At 52.1% G+C, this 20,226-nt stretch carries 10 protein-coding genes, 1 tRNA gene and 1 other RNA gene; 4 read left to right on the top strand and 8 right to left on the bottom strand.

Going from position 1 to position 20,226, the window contains the following annotated elements; all coding sequences use genetic code 11:
* The first annotated feature begins 1 nt into the window (after window position 1).
* Window positions 2-4,324, top strand: a complete 4,323-nt coding sequence (gene rpoC / locus K2G41_RS10695; protein WP_300118037.1) for a DNA-directed RNA polymerase subunit beta' — start codon at window positions 2-4, stop codon at window positions 4,322-4,324.
* Window positions 4,325-4,409: 85 nt separating this feature from the next.
* On the opposite strand, the gene K2G41_RS10690 is transcribed toward rpoC, so the two are convergent.
* Complete coding sequence (locus tag K2G41_RS10690; RefSeq protein ID WP_300118035.1) at window positions 4,410-5,678, bottom strand: ATP-binding protein; 1,269 nt, start codon at window positions 5,676-5,678, stop codon at window positions 4,410-4,412.
* A 241-nt stretch (window positions 5,679-5,919) separates the two neighbouring features.
* Here K2G41_RS10690 and K2G41_RS10685 point away from each other — a divergent pair, with 241 nt between their 5' ends.
* Complete coding sequence (locus K2G41_RS10685; RefSeq protein WP_300118033.1) at window positions 5,920-8,067, top strand: cation:proton antiporter; 2,148 nt, start codon at window positions 5,920-5,922, stop codon at window positions 8,065-8,067.
* 144 nt (window positions 8,068-8,211) lie between these two features.
* An RNA gene (ffs, locus tag K2G41_RS10680) (signal recognition particle sRNA small type) lies at window positions 8,212-8,311 on the top strand.
* A gap of 237 nt (window positions 8,312-8,548) precedes the next feature.
* Here ffs and K2G41_RS10675 read toward each other — a convergent pair.
* The 6 genes from K2G41_RS10675 to K2G41_RS10650 form a co-directional block, all read right to left on the bottom strand.
* Window positions 8,549-9,580 (bottom strand): hypothetical protein, encoded by a 1,032-nt coding sequence (locus K2G41_RS10675; protein ID WP_300118031.1) that lies wholly within the window; start codon window positions 9,578-9,580, stop codon window positions 8,549-8,551.
* 153 nt (window positions 9,581-9,733) lie between these two features.
* On the bottom strand, window positions 9,734-10,324 hold the full coding sequence (locus K2G41_RS10670; protein WP_300118029.1) for a sigma-70 family RNA polymerase sigma factor: 591 nt from the start codon (window positions 10,322-10,324) through the stop codon (window positions 9,734-9,736).
* Window positions 10,325-10,908: 584 nt separating this feature from the next.
* On the bottom strand, window positions 10,909-13,086 hold the full coding sequence (locus K2G41_RS10665; protein WP_300118027.1) for a M3 family metallopeptidase: 2,178 nt from the start codon (window positions 13,084-13,086) through the stop codon (window positions 10,909-10,911).
* Between the two features lie 18 nt (window positions 13,087-13,104).
* Window positions 13,105-14,277 carry an endonuclease/exonuclease/phosphatase family protein gene (locus K2G41_RS10660; protein ID WP_300118025.1) on the bottom strand — a complete coding sequence of 391 codons (1,173 nt, stop codon included), beginning with the start codon at window positions 14,275-14,277 and terminating at the stop codon, window positions 13,105-13,107.
* Between the two features lie 35 nt (window positions 14,278-14,312).
* Window positions 14,313-15,272, bottom strand: coding sequence for a rhomboid family intramembrane serine protease (locus K2G41_RS10655; RefSeq protein ID WP_300118023.1), 960 nt, complete (start codon window positions 15,270-15,272; stop codon window positions 14,313-14,315).
* Window positions 15,259-16,023 carry a rhomboid family intramembrane serine protease gene (locus K2G41_RS10650; RefSeq protein WP_300118021.1) on the bottom strand — a complete coding sequence of 255 codons (765 nt, stop codon included), beginning with the start codon at window positions 16,021-16,023 and terminating at the stop codon, window positions 15,259-15,261. The genes K2G41_RS10655 and K2G41_RS10650 overlap by 14 nt, the downstream gene beginning before the upstream one ends.
* Window positions 16,024-16,219: 196 nt before the next feature.
* Between K2G41_RS10650 and K2G41_RS10645 the strand changes: the two genes are divergently transcribed.
* Window positions 16,220-16,291 (top strand) — tRNA-Met (locus K2G41_RS10645).
* 184 nt (window positions 16,292-16,475) lie between these two features.
* Here the strand turns inward: K2G41_RS10645 and K2G41_RS10640 are convergent.
* Complete coding sequence (locus tag K2G41_RS10640) at window positions 16,476-20,180, bottom strand: glycoside hydrolase N-terminal domain-containing protein (protein ID WP_300118019.1); 3,705 nt, start codon at window positions 20,178-20,180, stop codon at window positions 16,476-16,478.
* Window positions 20,181-20,226: the final 46 nt, after the last annotated feature.

Here is a 20,226-nt window from a genome sequence, read left to right as displayed (position 1 = left end):
TATGGCTTTTAGAAAAGACAATAAACAAAAAAACAGTTTCTCTAAAATCTCCATCGGCCTCGCTTCGCCTGAGGAGATTCTGGAGAAGTCAAGCGGTGAGGTGTTAAAGCCCGAAACCATCAACTACCGCACCTACAAGCCTGAGCGCGACGGCCTTTTCTGCGAACGCATCTTCGGTCCTGTAAAGGATTTCGAGTGCCATTGCGGAAAGTATAAGCGCATCCGCTACAAAGGCATTGTGTGCGACCGTTGCGGTGTTGAAGTCACTGAGAAGAAAGTGCGTCGTGAGCGCATGGGCCACATCAAGCTCGTTGTGCCCGTGGCCCACATCTGGTACTTCCGCTCACTGCCCAACAAGATCGGTTACCTCCTTGGTCTGCCCTCAAAGAAACTTGATGCCGTCATATACTACGAGCGTTACGTGGTCATCAACCCCGGTGTTGCTGCCGAAGGTGAGAACCCCGTTCAGCGTCTCGATCTCCTCACCGAGGAGGAATACTTCGACATCGTCGATCGTCTCCCCCGCGAGAATCAGCTCCTTGACGACACTGATCCCAACAAGTTTGTCGCCAAGATGGGTGCTGAGGCCATCTATGATCTCCTCAAGGACATCAACCTTGACGACCTTTCTTACGCTCTCCGTGATCAGGCCAATGCCGAAGGTTCGCAGCAGCGCAAGACCGAGGCTCTCAAGCGTCTCCAGGTCGTAGAGTCATTCCGTGCGTCGCGTGAGCGCAACCGTCCCGAATGGATGATCCTTCAGGCTGTCCCCGTGATTCCGCCTGAACTCCGTCCTCTCGTTCCGCTGGACGGTGGCCGTTTCGCCACTTCCGACCTCAACGACCTCTACCGTCGTGTCATCATCCGTAACAACCGTCTCAAACGTCTCATCGAGATCAAGGCTCCCGATGTCATCCTCCGCAACGAGAAGCGTATGCTTCAGGAGGCTGTCGATTCGCTCCTTGACAACTCCCGCAAGTCATCGGCTGTCAAGACCGAGGCCAACCGTCCTCTCAAGTCGCTTTCCGATTCTCTCAAGGGTAAGCAGGGACGTTTCCGTCAGAACCTTCTCGGTAAGCGTGTCGATTATTCCGCACGTTCGGTTATCGTCGTTGGTCCTGAGCTCAAGATGCACGAGTGCGGTATCCCCAAGAACATGGCAGCCGAGCTTTATAAGCCTTTCGTCATCCGTAAGCTCATCGAGCGTGGCATCGTGAAGACTGTCAAGTCAGCCAAAAAGATCGTTGACCGCAAGGAACCTGTCGTTTGGGACATCCTCGAATATGTGATGAAGGGCCATCCCGTGCTCCTCAACCGTGCCCCGACACTTCACCGTCTCGGTATTCAGGCATTCCAGCCCAAGATGATCGAAGGCAAGGCCATCCAGCTCCACCCGCTCGCATGTACGGCATTCAACGCCGACTTCGACGGTGACCAGATGGCGGTTCACCTTCCCCTTGGCAACGAGGCCGTGCTGGAAGCCCAGCTCCTCATGCTCGGTTCTCACAACATCCTCAACCCCGCCAACGGCGCACCTATCACCGTGCCTTCACAGGACATGGTGCTCGGTCTCTACTATATCACCAAACTCCGCAAGGGCGACAAGGGCGAAGGTCTCAAATTCTACGGACCTGAAGAAGCCGAGATCGCTTACAACGAGGGTCGCGTGACACTCCACGCTCCCGTTTCGATCGTTGTCGATGACATCGACGAGTTCGGCAATCCCATCAAGCACCTTGTCGAGAACACCTCCGTAGGTCGTGTGCTCGTCAACCAGTACGTCCCCAAGGAAATCGGCTATGTGAACGAGATCCTCTCGAAGAAATCGCTCCGTACCATCATCTCGCGCGTTATCAAACGCTGCGGTATTCCCCGTTCGGCACAGTTCCTCGACGATATCAAGAACCTCGGTTACTACATGGCCTTCAAGGGTGGTCTGTCATTCAACCTCGGCGACGTGCTCATCCCCGCAGAGAAGGAGCAGTACGTCAAGGAAGGCTACGAGCAGGTACAGGAAGTCCTCAACAACTACTCGATGGGCTTCATCACCAACAACGAACGTTACAATCAGATCATCGATATCTGGACACACGTCAACTCCCGTCTGGCCGACACGCTCATGAAGCAGATTTCTGCCGACAAGCAGGGCTTCAATCCTGTGTATATGATGCTTGACTCCGGTGCCCGTGGTTCTAAGGACCAGATCCGTCAGCTCTCCGGTATGCGTGGTCTTATGGCCAAGCCGCAGAAGAGTGGTGCCGAGGGTGGTCAGATCATCGAGAACCCGATTCTTGCGAACTTCAAGGAAGGTCTGTCGGTGCTCGAATACTTCATCTCTACCCACGGTGCTCGTAAGGGTCTTGCGGATACCGCGCTCAAGACAGCCGACGCCGGTTATCTTACCCGCCGTCTTGTCGATGTGGCTCACGACGTCATCATCAACGAGGAGGACTGCGGTACTCTCCGTGGCCTCGTCTGCACCGAGATCAAGAACAACGACGAGGTTGTCGCTTCGCTCGGCGAACGTATCCTCGGCCGTGTGTCCGTCCATGACATTGTCGATCCCACCAACGGTGAGCTTATCGTGGCTGCCGGTGAGGAGATCAACGATATTGCCGCTGACCGTATCAATGATTCGCCCATCGAATCTGTCGAGATCCGTTCAGTGCTCACCTGTGAGTCAAAGAAGGGTGTCTGCGCCAAGTGCTATGGCCGTAACCTTGCCACTCACCGCATGGTGCAGATGGGTGAAGCTGTCGGCGTGATCGCAGCGCAGTCCATCGGCGAGCCGGGTACACAGCTTACACTCCGTACATTCCACGTCGGTGGTGTGGCTTCGAACATCGCGGCTGTCAACTCGCTCACTTCACGCTACGACGGTATCCTTGAAATCGAGGAACTCCGTACTGTCCGCACCGACGAAGTCGATGCCAACGGTCGCAACGTCGATGTGGTGATCGGCCGACTCGCAGAAATGCGTATCATCGACCCCACCACCAAGATGATGCTCACCAACGCCAACATTCCTTATGGTGCCAAGCTCTTCTTCGACAACGGTGCTACCGTCAAGAAAGGCGATGTCATCTGCGAATGGGACCCCTTCAACGCCGTTATCGTCAGCGAAGTCGGCGGTAAGGTCGAATACGTCAACCTTCAGGAAAACGTCACCTACCGAGTCGATTCCGACGAGCAGACCGGTCTCCGCGAGAAGATCATCATCGAGTCCAAGGAACGTGGCAAAGTGCCCGAAGCAAATATCATCGATGCCAACGGTGACATCGTCAAGACCTACGCACTCCCTGTGGGCGCACACCTTATGGTCGATGACGGCGCACACCTCAAGGCCGGTGAGATCTTCGTCAAGATTCCTCGTGCCGCAGGTTCTGCCGGTGACATCACCGGTGGTCTTCCCCGTGTCACCGAGCTCTTCGAGGCCCGCAACCCGTCCAACCCCGCCATCGTTTCCGAAATCGACGGTGAGGTGCGCTTCGGTAAGGTTAAGCGTGGCAACCGCGAGATCTCTGTCACTTCCAAGCTCGGCGAGACCAAGAAGTATCTCGTTCCTCTGTCGAAGCAGATCCTTGTTCAGGAAAACGACTACGTGCGTGCAGGCACACCCCTCTCGGACGGTGCCATCACTCCCGCCGACATCCTCAACATCATGGGTCCGACAGCCGTTCAGGAGTACATCGTCAACGAGGTTCAGGACGTCTATCGTATGCAGGGTGTGAAGATCAACGACAAGCACTTTGAAGTGATCGTCCGCCAGATGATGCGTAAGGTCAACATCCTTGATCCGGGTGACACCGGCTTCCTTGAGCAGCAGATTGTCGATAAGCGTGACTTCATGGACGAGAATGACCGTATCTGGGGCAAGAAAGTCGTTACCGATGCCGGTGACAGCGAGAACGTCAAGCCCGGTCAGATCATCACTGCCCGCAAGCTCCGCGACGAGAACTCATCGCTCAAGCGTCGTGACCTCCGTCCCATCGTCGTGCGCGACGCCCAGCCCGCCACTTCCGAACAGATCCTTCAGGGTATCACCCGTGCCGCTCTCCAGACATCTTCGTTCATGTCGGCTGCATCATTCCAAGAGACCACCAAGGTACTCAACGAAGCAGCTATCAACGGCAAGGTCGATTACCTTCAGGGCATGAAGGAGAACGTCATCTGCGGTCACCTTATCCCCGCAGGTACAGGTCTCCGCTCTTACGAGCGCATCGTCGTGGGTGGTAAGGATGACATCGAGGACGCCTTTGACATGCCTGTCGTTCCCCGTCAGGAAGCTCCCGAAGTCATCGACGTAGCTCACACCGAACTCTAAGCATATAACATAGCTATCCCAAATATCAGCGGGCGTCACTACCGGTAGTGACGCCCGCTGCATTTATTTATAATTATCAAAATTCTCAGATCACCTCGTCCAATCTCCATACCTGAACATGGCGGATTCCGTTCCGCGTAGGGTAGGTGATGTCATCGAGGGTCACGAGTAGTTTCTCACCAATACTGTTCACGCTTTCAAGTGAGGCATACTCACGTTGGGCGGTCGCATCGTCAGTGAGCATGTATGCTACCTGAACATATAGTGTCATATCATTTTTAGTAGCTATAAAATCCACCTCCTTGTCACGGATGATGCCCGTGTTTACCTTATATCCCTTGCGGAGCAATTCCATATATACAATGCCTTCAAGCAGATATCCGTTTCCAAATCGGGCTGTGGGAAAGAGGTAATTGTGGTATGCCTGATCGTTAATGTAAGCTTTGAAATTTCCTGCAAGCAATTCCTTTCCTGCCACATTGTAACGTTCGGACTTATGGATGAGATAGGCTTCCTGAAGATACATCATGTAAGATGCCACAGTGTCGTAGCTTGATTTGCTTCCACGGCTTTTTAAATAGTTGACTATACCGTTGATCGAAATCATGCTTGACGCATTATTTACGAGATAGGCAAATAGGTTTTCGAGCAGGCTCACATCCTTTATGAAATAGCGTTTCACTATATCTTTGAGCATGATTGAATCCCGCAAACCGGCAATGTAGCGTTGCTTTACCTCCTCGTCAGGAAGATTGATGAGTTCCGGGAGGCCTCCCTCATGCATATAGTGCAGGAATGACTGGCGGTCAGACGGTAAGCCGTGGACTTCAGTAAATTCAGCGAATGAGAACGGGAATACCGACAGTTCGACGTATCGACCGGAGAGCAGTGAGGCCAGTTCGCCTGAAAGCAGACGTGAGTTTGAACCGGATATGAATACCTCGATATTTACGGTGTAGTCCTGCGACATTGAATTTACCGCACGTTCCCAATCGTTGATCTCCTGCACTTCGTCGATGAATACATAGATCGTACCCTTCGGTTTGAAACGATATTTGTAGGCATCCACAAGGCGGTTGAGATCGTCGGCATTCTGAATGAAATCAAACACTGCGAGCTCACGGTTGATGAAAAGTGTGTTTTCCGCCTTGACACCGTTACTGATAAGTTCTACGGCTATCTGACGCATGATATAGCTCTTTCCGACACGCCGTTGACCGGTAAGTACCTTTACAAGACGGTTGCCTGTGTAACGCATCAGACGTTCGGTGTAGCTGCGTCTGTTGAATCCGATCGGCAGAGTGTTGCCGTTCCATAGGTTATATGGTGCAATTATGTCTAAAAATTCATCCATACTCGAAACTTTTTCACAAATATACGAAAAATTCATCCACAGTCGAAACTTTTGGTATTTAAGGCGAAATTTTCGACTGTACTCGAAAAAATTATCCTCTTTGATGAAAGTTTCGATTGTACTCGAAACTTTTCTCATTGATTCCTCTGATCGCTCCGATCTCTCTGATAAACTTTTGATTTTCCATTTTCCAGTGGTGGGATTTCGGATTTTGCGGGGTTTTCGTTAATTTTGCAGTGCTATGTTGCTATCGCTTGCCATACCGGCCACGGCGCCGATGATCACTGCCCCCGTCCCGATATTCCTAACCGTGATGGCTATAATCCTGTTGACCCCGCTCGTCATGAGCCGTCTGAGGATTCCCCATGTCATCGGTCTTATCATAGCCGGAGTGGTGGTGGGCCCTCATGGGTTCAACCTGCTTGCGCGCGACATGAGTTTTGAAGTCTTCGGACAGGTCGGCATCCTCTACCTGATGTTTCTTGCGGGTATAGAGATCGACATGTACCATCTGCGCAAGAATATGCGCAAAGGACTTTCGTTCGGCTTACTTACGTTCATTATCCCACTCCTGCTTGGCGCGCTGACAGCGATGGCCGCTCTCAACATGCATCTGATCGAGGCCATGCTGCTCGGATCGATGTTTGCCGCCCACACGCTGATCGCCTATCCGATAGTAACGCGTTTCGGTGTCACAAAAGCACCGGCCGTGGTGATAGTCATTGCCGGAACTATAGTGGCCGTGTTAGGCTCGCTCATAGTGCTTGCCGGAGTGCTTGGGGTCTATCGTGACGGTTCTGTATCCTCGCTCATACCCGTGCTCTGCTATCTGGTGCTCTACTGCGCGGGGCTGATCTATGTCTATCCGCGTCTGACGCGCTATTTTTTCAAGCGTTACAACGACGGCATATCGCAGTTCATCTACGTCATGGTGATGGTGTTCGGGGCGGCTGCGCTCGCATCGTTCATCGGCATCGAGGGAGTATTTGGAGCCTTCCTCGCGGGACTCGTGCTAAACCGCTTCATCCCTGCGCGATCCACGCTTATGGGTCGCTTGGAGTTTGTCGGCAATGCCATCTTTATCCCTTACTTTCTTATCGGAGTCGGAATGTTGATCGACCTCCACGTGGTGATGGACGGTTGGGGTACGCTCTACACTGCCGCTGTCATGAGTGCCGTGGCGATGCTGTCGAAATGGCTTGCCGCGAGGATCACGCAGAAGGTCTATGGACTTACTTCGATTGACCGTTCGATCATGTATCAGCTCTCCAATGCCCACACCGCCGTTGCGTTGGCAGTGGTCATGATCGGCTATGATATGCACCTCTTCGACGTCACGGTGCTCAACGGCACGGTCGTTATGATACTCGTGACATGTACAGTGTCATCGTTCGGCACGGAGCATGCAGCTTCTCGTCTCAAGGTTCAGCTTCTCGAACAGGCCGACGAGGAGAATGCCAAGGATGACTCCACGACTCACCCGCGCACGCTTATAGCCATCTCCAATCCTCTCATAGCCCCCGGTATCGTAGATCTTGCCCTCTCCATGCGCTTCCCTGACTCATCCGTTCCGGGTGACTTCTATGCCCTGCATGTGCGCAACGACAATTCCGCCTCGTCAAAGGCCATCAGCCGAAACTCGCTTGACGTGGCCGAGCGCGCATCGGCAGCTGTCGAGACTCAGCTCACCACCATAGAGCGTTTCGATCTCAATTTCATTACCGGTGTGCTCAACACGATGGAGGAACGTGACATCACCGAGCTTGTCCTCGGTCTCCACCGCCGCACGCGCATCATCGATTCATTCCTTGGCGACAAGATCGAACAGCTCCTGCGAAGCACCAATCGTATGATAGTCCTCTCACGCTGCTTCATCCCCCTTGCCACCGTCACACGTCTGCTTGTAGCCGTCCCTAAAAAAGCTCAGTTCGAAACCGGTTTCCGCCGATGGGTACAGGCTGTAGGCAATCTTTGCCGTCAGATAGGTTGCCGTGTGGAATTCTGGTGCGACGAAGCCACTGAGCCCCTTATCCGTACAGTAATAAGGCAGAGCAAGCTCGGCATACGCATGTCATTCATGCCCGTGGCGAGCTATGATGACTTTGTACTTAGAACCACCGATATCAACGATGACGATCTGCTGGTTGTCGTCAGCGCACGCCGATCGTCAGTTTCGTTTGACAGCGACATGGATGCTGTCCCCGAATATCTTCAGAAATATCTTGCCGCCAATAACCTTATCATAATCTATCCGGGTCAGTTCGGTACAGAGCCGCCCATGACTATGGCCGAGACTATGGCTACCGACATTGTTTCGCCCCCGAACCCCGTATTCCTTTTCGCCATGAATCAGATCCGCCGCTTCCGGAAGATGCTCCGAAAACTGTAAACGGCAATTCATTTTTTCAAAACAGTGTTTTTAAGAAAAGATTGTGCTCTGTAAACGGCTTATTAGCAAGTGAATAAAGATATGGTTGAAAATATCCTGCTGCAAATCCTTGCGGATTCGGAAAAAAGTCGTACCTTTGCAGTCGGGTAAGTCCTACACGACCAGCTCCCTGAGAACTCCGCCAGGTCTTGATCGAAGCAACGGTATCAGGTTGTAGCGGTGCGATGTAGCCAGCTTACCCTTTTTTTGTGCCCGTATATTTCCTCTATTTGCTACGGCGGAACGGGTTCAATGTCAATAAAAACGGTTGTATAGCCTGCGCCCGCACCGGCCGAGTTACATGCGATAATTGATTGATTATCACAAATACTTGAAACTCGACCGGTGCGGGCGCAGGCTATACAACCGGGGGAATTTTAATTATTTTGATGCGGCTTCCGGTTGCTTATAGGGCGTTTCATGACAAATGTTGGACGCCCTCTTAGAAGCGGATGACCATTTCCGCGCAGATCTTGTCTCCAGCACCGACGGCTACTAAAGCGTCGTGGTGGTAGAAGTATTTCTCATAGTCGAGACGCAGATCGCAGTGGACGGCCTTGTAAGTATAGGTGAGAGTTCCGCCGACGGTCACGCGGTTGCGTGCGTCGTTGGTAGTGGTTAGTTTGCCGAGTGAGTTTCGGATGCCGTTGCTGTAGTCAGTCATACCGTCGAAGCGCGTCTGCACCGAAGCACGGTTGAACACTCCTGCTTTCACGGGGAAACCGTAGTCGATAAAGAAGTTGTAGCCGTGGGCGGTCTTGTAAGCGTGGTTGACGTAGTGTTTGTTGATATATTCGCCTTCGACTGTCCATCCTCCGTGAGTCCAAGTCGCAGAACCGGTGACTGAGTTGATGCGGATTGAATCGGGTATGAGGGTCTCCGCACCGGCCGAGAGCTGAACGTTTCCTACGGTATAGTGGGCCTTACCGGCGTATGCGAGTTTCTTGACCCATACGTTTTGCTCGCTCATTACTGTAGGGTTAAATGCTCCGGCTTCGAGAAGGAGCGAGGAGCTTTCGGGCAACGCAAATTCATAGCTGAGTTTCGCACCGACACCGCGGACATTGTTCATCGTACCGCCGATGAATGAACGGTTGGCAAAGATGTAGTTGAGCGGTGCGCGGAAACAGTCCGTGCCGAATGGCAGACGGAATTGGCCGGCCTGAAGTTTGAGGGCTGGGGTGAAGGCTATGCGTCCCCATCCGTCGAGAAAGAGGATTTTTCCGCGGTCACAGAAATTTGTCTGGAAGAAGTAATCGATTTCGGGGGCGAGCTTACCGTTGATGGTGACGCGCGCATCGCGCAGCTGAAAACGACTCTCGCCACCTTTGGTGTCCATCTCCCAGCGCGGGCGGATCACGCCGTGGATCTGCGGGACGATGTTGACTTTTTCCGTCTCTTCGGCGGATGATGTAAGCGGGATTATAGAAAGAAGCAGAAGGAGGATAGAGGAGCGTAATCGGATAGCGGACATGGATTGATGAAATGGAATGGATCTGAATTGATGTTGTGTATGAGACGTGAGGAGTGGGGGATAAGTGTAGGAACGGAATGAACTGACAGCAGCTTCAGGAGACGGACAGGGCACGCGATGCACCATAAAAAGCGTTGGCCGCCTGACCTTAGGTCAGATGGCCAATGCAATATTGTTTTCAGCTGCGATGCGGCGCATGTTCATTATAGCGTAGCGCATACGTCCGAGAGCGGTATTGATACTGACGGATGTGGCTTCGGCAATTTCCTTGAACGACATGTTGCGGTAGAAACGCATCACGAGCACTTCACGCTGAGCGTCGGGAAGAGCCATTACTATGCGGCGGAGATCCTCGTCAATCTGGGTGCTGACGAGTGCGTCCTCGATATTGCCTTCGCAGAGATCGCGGCGGTTGAGGATGTCAGATCCTTCTTCATCGGCCGAAATGGCATTCTCGGTTTTCTCCTGACGGAAATAATCGATGATGAGGTTGTGGGCTATACGTGTGAGCCAGCCGGAAAATTTCCCGTGCTCCATATAGCGGCCCTGCTTGATTGTCATGATGGCCTTTACGAAGGTTTCCTGAAAGATATCGTCGGCGACATCCTTGTTTTTCACAATGTGTAAGATATAGGAATATACTTTTTGCTGATGACGTTGCAGAAGCACGTCGAAAGCCTCATTGTTGTTATTGGCGTAAGCGGCGACCAGTTCACGGTCCGCAAGCTTAGTCAGTTGTTCCATTTTGTTCGTTTGATTGGTTAGAGTAGATATAGTCAATAGGCAACGAAGATTGGTTAAAAATATTAAAAAATTAAAATTTCAATGTCTGGCACACAATAAATTGAACTTACCTATGCAAAAGTACCAAATTCCATGCATTTTTCCAAACGGGTTTGCATAATTTAACCACTGAAAAATCAGCGGTGACACAATAAAATCGATCCAAGTCAGTAGCAGCTGATGCGTCAGGCGTGGTTCCGGTAGTGTTCGGACCGTGAAATGCTGCAAGCGGAGGGCATTTGATCAACGCTGCCAGTCTTATAAAATAAAATCAGGCTACTCTCACGAGTGGCCTGATCATAACCTATGATTCACTTATTAGTTAACGTAGGTTGATTTTCTAACATATGCAATAGTTTAGAATAATACGTTATACATTTTGTGAATTTCAGGGTCTTGCAAATTGTTATGTATCCGATTTAATTGCTTGTGCAAAGGTAGGCTTTTCTTGCGAGAAAGCCTACCTTTACCGGTATGTTAAAAAGCATATAGGGCTTCTTTTAACAATTATTCAGCATTGTGTATGCGCTTGTTTCGCGCATCGGTTATTTTCCGCCGGGGGTATTGATGTCGCCACCCTTGGCTCCTTCTGGACGCGGAGTGAGGCCGTGTGCGCGGAGGAGGGCATCGACCTTAGGCTCATGTCCGCGGAACCGCTTGAAGAGGGTCATGGGATCTTCGCTACCGCCCATTTCGAGGATGTTTTCCTTGAATGACTTGGCTGTTGCGGGGTCGAATATTCCCTTTTCGCTGAAAAGCTCGAATCCATCGGTGTCAAGCACCTCCGCCCACATGTAGGTGTAGTAACCTGAGGCATAACCGTCGCTTCCGAATATATGTTTGAAATAGGGCGAGCGGTAACGGTAAGCGATCTGGGAGGGCTTGTCGAGTTTGGCGGCCACCTGCTCTTCGAAAGCATCAACGTCAATTTTGTCACTGTCGGTAGGATTGAGCTCACCCCATTCGAGGTCAAGAAGAGCGGCGGTGACGCGTTCGGTCATCTCGAAGCCCTGATTGTGGGTGGATGCGGCCTGCACCTTCTTCACGAGGCTTTCAGGGATGGGCTGACCGGTCTTGTAGTGGAAGGCATATTCCTTGAGCAGTTCGGGTTCGAGAGCCCAGTGCTCGGTGATCTGCGACGGAAGTTCGACGAAGTCGCGGTCAACATTTGTGCCGGCCTGACTGCGGAGCTTGGCCTTGGTGAGCATACCGTGGAGACCGTGGCCGAACTCATGGAACATGGTGGCTACTTCATCAAGTGTGAGGAGGGCGGGAGTATCGGCAGTCGGACGTGTAAAGTTTCCGACGTTATAGACAATGGGGCGTGCCGATGTGCCGTCGGCGTCTTCATACGCGCTTCTGAATTCGCTCATCCATGCGCCCTGACGCTTTGAGGGACGCGGGAAATAGTCGGTCATGAAGACAGCCACGTGATTGTTGTCCTTGTCCTTGACTTCATAGACCTTGACTTCGGGATTGTACTTTGGTGCGTCGGGCAGTTCGGTGAAAGTGACGCCATAGAGACGTTCGGCAAGGGTAAAGATACCTTTGCGGACGTTATCGACAGAGAAGTATGCGCTGACTTCGTTCTCGTCAAGATCAAATTTCTTCTGGCGCACCTTTTCCGCATAATAGTAGTAATCCCATGGAGCGAGGGTGAATTTCTCGCCTGACTGATCGATGTAGGTCTGCATTTCAGCGACCTCCTCCTTAACGCGATCCTTGGTCGGACCCCAGATCTGAAGGAGTAGATTGCGGGCGGCATCGGGGGTCTTGGCCATTACATTGTCGGTCATGTAGGCTGCGAAGGTGTCATAGCCGAGAAGATGAGCCTTCTTGGCGCGTGCCTTTACGAGCTTTTCAATGACGGGACGGTTGTCGTAGGGGGCGGTGGATGCAAGATTCATGTAGCCCTGATACATCTTTTCGCGCAGGTCGCGGTTGTCGGCATACTTCAGTACGGGCAGACGGCTCGGTGCATGGAGGGTGAACACCCATTTGCCGCTCTTGCCACGCTTGTTTGCCTCCTCGGCTGCTGTGGCTACGATGCCGGCGGGAATACCTGCGAGTTGTGCGGGATCATCGACCACGATCTCGAAACTGTTGGTCGATGCGAGGAGATTCTTGTTGAATGTCAGGAAGAGGAGTGAAAGTTCATTGTTGAGGGCTTTCAGTTCCTCTTTCTTTTCGGGTGAGAGGAGTGCACCGTTGCGGGTGAAATCCTTGTAGGCGAGTTCGAGGGCACGTTTCTGCGGGCCGTCGAGTCCGAGCTGATCGCGGCGGTCATAGAGATATTTCACGCGCTGGAACAGCTTGTCGTTCATCATGATCTCGTCAGAAGCGGCTGACACCATGGGATAAGCCTTTTCGGAGATGGCGAGCATCTGCTCGTTGTTGTCAGTCTCATCGAGAGCTCCGAACACGAGCATGACGCGTTGGAGAAGATCACCGCTCTTTTCCATCGCAAGGATGGTGTTGTCGAATGTCGGAGTCGCGGGATTGTTGGCTATGGCCTCGATCTCGGCTCTCTTGTCGGCTATGCCTTTCTCGATGGCAGGCATGTAATCCTCGTAAGAGATCTGCTCAAAGGGAGGAATCCCGAACGGAGTCTCGTATGGGACCATGAAGGGATTCTGGCGTGTCTGTGCGATCATGTCGTTGGGTGTGCTGAGTGCCACCGGCAGGAGCAGTGCTCCGAGGGCGGCTGTTACTAATTTGTTCATTGGCTGATCGGTATATAATTAAGGTATATGATTAGTCGTTGAGTCGGTCGGCTCTGCCGTTGGCATATCGTAACGTTTTGGAGCCGGGATGACACCTTTGTCAAACAGGAAGGTGGTGATAAGCGGGTTGTGGTCGCTCGAATCGATGTCGCCGCGTTCGGTATCGATGGCCTTGAACGGGCCGCGGTAGAGCACTTGGTCAATGCGGAAATAGAAGCGGTCCGCGTGATAGGTGATTGTGGGGCCGAAAGCGGCGTCCGCGTATGCGTCATGCATGTCTTTGCCACGTATTGTCCGGACGGCATAACAGTCGGGGATGTCGTTGAAGTCACCGGCCACGATGAACGGTCCGCCGATAGAGTCGATGATATGGCGTATGGCATGAGCCTGCTGCGCACGGATTTTGAATGCCTCGGCAAGTTTGGACAGCAGCTGCGATTTCACCTCCTTTATCTCGCGTTTCAGTTCGCCCTTGGTCTGGGGGACGGCAAGAGCCTCCTTGTAAAGTTCCTTGTCCTCGTCGGTCAGACCGATGGATTTGAGATGAAGGTTCAGGAGATGGACTTCATGGCCTTGGATGTCGAGACGGAAGCCCATGGCAGGAAGCTGACTGAACTGCTTGAGACCGATGTCGATCGGCTGGAAAGGATATTTCGAATAAAGGGCGTAGCTTAGATAACGGGATTCGTAGCGGTGTGGATAGCGCGCGTAGAGTGAATCTATCTGAGCCTGCATGATCTTCCACGGACCCTTGGTATCGAGCACGTCATATTCCTGAATGCTTACGATGTCCGGATCGGTGTCGAGTATGTAGTCAAGCGTGGCGTTCTGCATAACGCCGGTATGATTCTCGCCTCGGTAATCCCAGAAATGGAGCACATTGTAGGTCATGAATGTGAACGAGTGTTTGCGCTGTTCGGCTGTGAGGGTCGGTTTCCAGCCGTTGAGAGGTGCGAACACTCTGATAGATGGTGCGGATATGGCCCATCCTGCAATAAGGATGAGTATGAGACGGCGGTCAAAGAATAGATTGATGATAAATAGCAATCCACCCGCTATCAGAAGCAGAGGAAGCACCATGGCGGCCATCGCCGCTATGACACGCTCTTCAGGATCAAACATTCCTCCGTATGCCGAAAATACCGTCAGCATGGCCACAAAGAGATTCAGCCCTACTCCTATGGCGAGCACGGTTGATCTGACGGGTCTATGTCGTTTGGGAAAATTCACTTTATCTTACGGCTTACGTCGAAGAGACGCTGACGCTCTTCGGGTGTGAGGGCCGAATAGCCCGATTTCTTTATCTTATCGAGAATTTTGTCAAGGGTCTCGCGGTCGGCCTTAGAGCAGTTGGGTCTTTCTGTCGCAGCCGCCTGTCTCCTGCCGGAGTCCGTCGAAGTGGCTGTACGTTGCGGGTCGATTTTAGTTTTGGGTATCCGTGATGAGGAAAACATTCCGCTGACGGAGCATACAAGACCTCTCCACAGGTTGGCAATGTGGTCGAAAGCATTGTTCAGCGGGCGCGTGATATCGTGGCCGCGTTTCATGCGCAGACCGTAGATCGCGCCGACGGCGATACCTCCTATGTGTGCGATCTCGCCACCGGCATTATTGCCCGTGACACCTATCAGCACAAGCACTATCGTGGCGATTGCTATCCATTTCAATGATATCGGCCCGATGAGCAGCAGGTGCATCCTGAAATCGGGCATGAGGATAGCCGTGGCGGTGACGATGGCTATAACCGAAGCTGACGATCCGATAAGCACCGCGCTCCTGTAAGCAAATGCAGGGAGCAGGGCATAACTCAGCAGGAACAGGGCCGCACCGCCGAGGCCGCCGAGCAGATACAGGGCGAATAGCTGACGCTTCGTGGCCACCATCATGAACAGTGTGCCGAACCAGTAGAGCCACAGGAGATTGAACAGGATATGGAGCACATCATACTGGGCAAACATGTAGGTCACGAGTGTCCAAGGATGGGTCAGCAGCGAGGGCAGTGAACTGGGCAGTTGCACATAGGACATTATGGTGATCAGGAAGGCGGGATTGCCTGCGAATACGCAGATTATGGCTGCCAGACGCAGCAACACGAATACTGCGATGTTCACCCAAATAATCTTCATCAGCGTCGATGAGGCGTCAAACGAACGCCACATCCGCTTGACGGTATCAGTAAATCCCATGGAATGTGCCTTTCTTTTTCCAGTAGAGGATTATCAGGAAGCCGAATATCATGCCTCCGAGATGGGCGAAGTGGGCCACTCCGTCGGCTTTGCCTGCCGATTCGCTTAGTCCGATGAGGAGTTCGATCGCACCCATGCCGATCACCATCCACTTGGCCTTGATGGGTACGGGGATAAAGAAGAGATAGAGCGGGGCATTGGGAAAGAGCATACCGAAAGCGAGAAGAACGCCATATACTGCGCCTGATGCACCGATGGTGATGAATATGTTCATGTTTCGCGCCAGCCATTCCTTTCCTTCGGCTGAAGCGGTCATCTGTTGCAGATATTCCTTGGCTTCAGGGAAGTCAAGATGGAAATTGGTTGATAAGAGGCGGACGAATGTATCTTCCCATGTCAGCATCCAGATGAATTCCTGAACGAGTGCCGCTCCCACACCGCATGAGATGTAGTAGAAAAGAAAACGTGCACTGCCGAGGGTGCGTTCGAGCGTCATACCGAACATCCACAGGGAGAACATATTGAAAAATATGTGGGCGAAGCTCTGCGTCGAGTGCATGAACATGTAGGTGATCAGCTGCGCGGGATTGAAGTCGGCAGCATGAAAATAGTGGAGACCTCCGTAATTTTCGAGTCCTACGCCCAGTCGTCCGGGCAGGATGAACATCGCCAGCCATACGATCAGATTGATGATGATCAGATTCTTTGTCACCGGCGGAATCTGTGAAAAAAATGATGTACCGTTTTGCATAAGTGCAAATTTACGAAATCCACGTTGAATAATCCCTCTCACCTATGGTGAAATTTTATTTTATGGCGCGTATGGTCTCCGATAAATTTGAAAATAAGGCTAAAAATGAGCTATTAACTTTAATTAACTATTAAATATCCTCATAAATTTGGTCAGTAATTATAAAATATCTACCTTTGCACCACGAAAATGACACCGCGGGGTGGAGCAGTGGTAGCTCGTTGGGCTCATAACCCAAAGGCCGCAGGTTCGAGTCCTGCCCCCGCCACTAAGAAGTGAGATCCGGATTCCGGGTCTCACTTTAATTTTGTATCGTTATTTCCGGAATAGCTCCGGCCAGTGGATTAATAGGTGAGCACTGCGGGCACCGGTTATTGAAAAACATTATGAAAAAGGGCATGGACGGCTTCACGTGAAGTCATCCATGCCTTAATTAAGTACCTGAAAGTTTTTTATCGGTTGATATATTTGTGGTTACGGGTAATGACGATACCTTTTGCATCGGATGAAACCGGTCGGCCGAGTATATCATAGCCCTGTGTGGCGGTAGCTGTGTCGGCAGTAACGTCGGATATTGCCGATGCGCCGATTGCCGTAAGTTCGATTTCCTGACCGGGCTCGGTGGGAATGTCATATAGCCATGTCTCCGGCAGACGGGTTTCGGGTATCTTTTTCATATTGGCTACTATTGGATCAGGCATTATATATGGACGGTTGAGCTCGTTGCTGTTCTCGCCTGATGCGGCGGTAAGCGCGGAACCGTCGGCATTCTTCAGGGGTGTCAGTGAGCGCAGACGGAGATTGCCGCCAAGGTTCGACTTGATTACGACGCGCTCAAGTTTGCCGTTTTTCCAACTCATTTCCTTAATTTCAAAACCGCCGCGGGCACGCAGACCGCTGACATTACCGTCGGTCCACTTGGCCGGAAGCGCGGGAAGCAGGTGTACGAATCCAGCGTGTGACTGGAGAAGCATCTCGGCTATGCCGGCAGTGCAGCCGAAGTTGCCGTCGATCTGGAACGGTGCGTGCGAGTCAAACATGTTGGCATACGTTCCGCCGTTGGGATCAGATGAAGTGATGTTGGGAGACACGAGACGCATCTGATTCTTGATGATGTCGAGGGCATGGTCACCGTCGAGCATACGTGCCCATTCACATACTTTCCATCCCATCGACCATCCGCGTGCGGCGTCACCGCGACCTATGAGTGACTTATGCACCCCTTGGAATATGGTTGTGTTGACGTAGGGCGATACCTGATTTCCGGGATATGCTCCCCAAAGATGTGAGAGGTGACGGTGAGATGACGACTCGCGATCCCAATCCTCCTGCCATTCCTGTATCTGACCGTATTTTCCTATCTTGTATGGTACAAGCTTGGCTTTCAGCTCATCGAGTTCGTTGGCGAATTGCGGATCGGTGTTGAGGATGCGGGCAGCTTCGGCAGTATTCTTCAGCACATCATAGATCATCTGGTTGTCCATCGCTACTCCGCCGAAGAGGGCAACGTTCATGCTCTTGCCATCAGCGTTCTCATACGACCATAAGCCGGGATGATTTTCCGGAGAGTTGGATGGAGCAGCCACCTTGTAGCCGGTATTGGGATCTGTGACGAGGAAATCCTGATAGAATTCGGCACAACCTTTCAGCACAGGGTAGATTGAGGCAAGATACTCCTTGTCGCCCGAAAAGAGATATTTTTCCCAAAGGTGTGAGGCGAACCATGCATTACAGGTGGGCCATACGCCTACAGAACCGTTGTCAACTGCGCCGGTAGTGCGCCAGATGTCGGTATTGTGGTGTAGAGTCCAACCGCGTGCTCCATACATCTCGCTTGCTGTCACGGCACCTGTCACTGCTACGTCTTTTACCATCTCGATGAACGGATTGTGACATTCAGCGAGATTAGTGACTTCGGCGGGCCAGTAGTTCATCTCGACGTTGATGTTGGTGGTATATTTGGAGTCCCATGCCGGATACTGGCGTGCGTTGGGATTCCAGAGTCCCTGAAGATTGGCAGGCTGGCTTCCGGGTTGCGATGAACTGATGAGAAGATAACGGCCAAACTGGAAGTAGTTGGCTATGATCTGGGGATCGTCAGCATAGGTGTAATATTCCTTTATACGCTGCTCGGTATCCTTGACTTCTTGCGCGGGATTGTGGCCGAGATCTATGCTCACGCGGTCAAACTGCTCGCTGTAGCGGTCCGAGTGTGCGGTCATAGCTGCTTCTGCGTCGATATTCTTGTTAAGATAGTCGTTGAGATAACCGAGAGCCTTAGCTTCGGCATTGCCGCTTATGTCAGCGTAGTTTACGAAGTTGGTCGCCGAGGAAATTACGATAGTGGCTGAATTGGCATCGCTGACCTCGATGGAAGGTACATTGTTCTGCCCGGCGACAATACCATAGTGGATCACATTTCTTTTTGAGGATGACAGTTTACCACCGTTATTGATTACCTTGATGAAGGTGAAGCAGTTGAGTTTGTTGTTGACACCTTCGGTCTGGGTCTTGGCGGGAACGAGCGAAGCCTTGATGAGACCTTCGTCTGCAATAGTATTGACTCCGGCCTTTGCCATATTGTCTTTAATGGGGGCAGCGAAGCAAACATTGAAGTTGAGTTTGCCCGGTTCGGACGCTTCAATATGCATTACGGTCACGTTATCGGCCATCGAAGTAAATACTCTACGGGTATAGGTCACGCCATCGACCACATAAGTTGTCGTGGCCACGGCGGTGTTCATATTGAGATCGCGCACGTATCCCTCGGCGTCGGTTGCATTCTCGGTTGCGCCGCGTTCTTCATCGTTGAAGCGATGTCCGGGGAAGCCTACCAGCACACATCCGGCTGCTTGATATTGAGCACCATGCGAAGCCTTTGACTGCCAAGCGGGTATGGCGAGTTTCTGAGCCTCGGTATATTTTTTCTCGAAAATGAGCTGCTGGACCTGTGAGAGGACACCCTTGGCGGCGGAATTGTGATTACTGTTAGGTGATTGTCCCCAGAAAGTGTCTTCGTTGAGCTGAATCGTATCGCATGCGACACTGCCGCTTACCATTGCGCCGAGCCGACCGTTGCCGAGTGGTAGAGCCTCTTCCCAATAGGTTGCGGGACGGTTGTACCACAGGCGGTTATGACTGTCGAGTACAGGCGGAGGGACGGGTCGCTTGTCACCGGTAGTGAACGTGAAGGTCACCGGCTCTGTAGCTACGTTTCCTGCAAGATCTGTCAGCGATGAGCCGGGTAGGGTGAAAGTATATAGGGTAGAGAGGTCGAGGTCACCGAAGTCCATGATCAGTTTGTTGTTGCTCACGGTTGGGGTAGCGGTCTTGGTTACGTTACTGCACGTGAGGGCGGCCGTCACGTCCTCTTTGAGAACTATACTCTCGTTGAAGACGAGCGAGACACGGCCTGTGGGTGATACGGATGTGTCACCGCCGGCAGGAGTTGAGCTGAGCAATGCGGGAGCCTGCCGGTCATCGGCAAGTACGTTCACATATTTAAGGTTGTAGTTGCTTGTCTTGGTGGCGGACTGGATGAGCATGCGTACGATGAGGCTATCCTTGTTGTCGGCGTTAAGACTGTAGCTTTGTTCGTTATATGTGTTCCAGTGCGATGCGGCAGTGTAGTCGGGGAGCACTGTCCATGTGGTGCCACCGTCCGTGGAATAGACCACACCGAATTTCGTAGAAGAGCTTGAGCCGTCGCCTATGGCAAAATTGATGTTTACGTTGGCGAGTGAGGTCGTGGGCATCGAGATCTCGAAATACTGGTCGTGTTTCGAGCCGTCGGTATAGTCGGCTTTGGCCGTGAATTTGTTTGTCGATGCAGTGTTGAGTCGCAGTAGATAGCTTGGAGTGGAACCGCTGGATGTGATTTGCCATTTTCCATCTGATGTCTTGAGCGACACACTGCACTTGTCAATGTCAAGCGCACAAGTGTTGGGTCGTAACTGTGGCTGAATGGTTTTCCATGCCACATTGGCAGTTGCTGACCATCCGGCATTGTTGGGGGTATAGGTAGCGGTTGTGCCGTCCTTTGCCTCGTCGTAACCGGATGTAAATTCCCAGTGTGCCACCACCGACTGCTCGGCTGCCCGGAGTGATACCGGTGTCGAGATAAGTGCGGCCAACAGGATTGTCTGAAGGGTCTTCATTGGAGGAAATAATATGGAGTTTAAGGTTAAGAAATTTCTGGCAAAA

This window comes from Duncaniella sp., from assembly GCF_029056165.1.
Classification (GTDB): Bacteria; Bacteroidota; Bacteroidia; order Bacteroidales; family Muribaculaceae; genus Duncaniella.
This window is presented reverse-complemented; position numbering and strand designations above follow the sequence as displayed.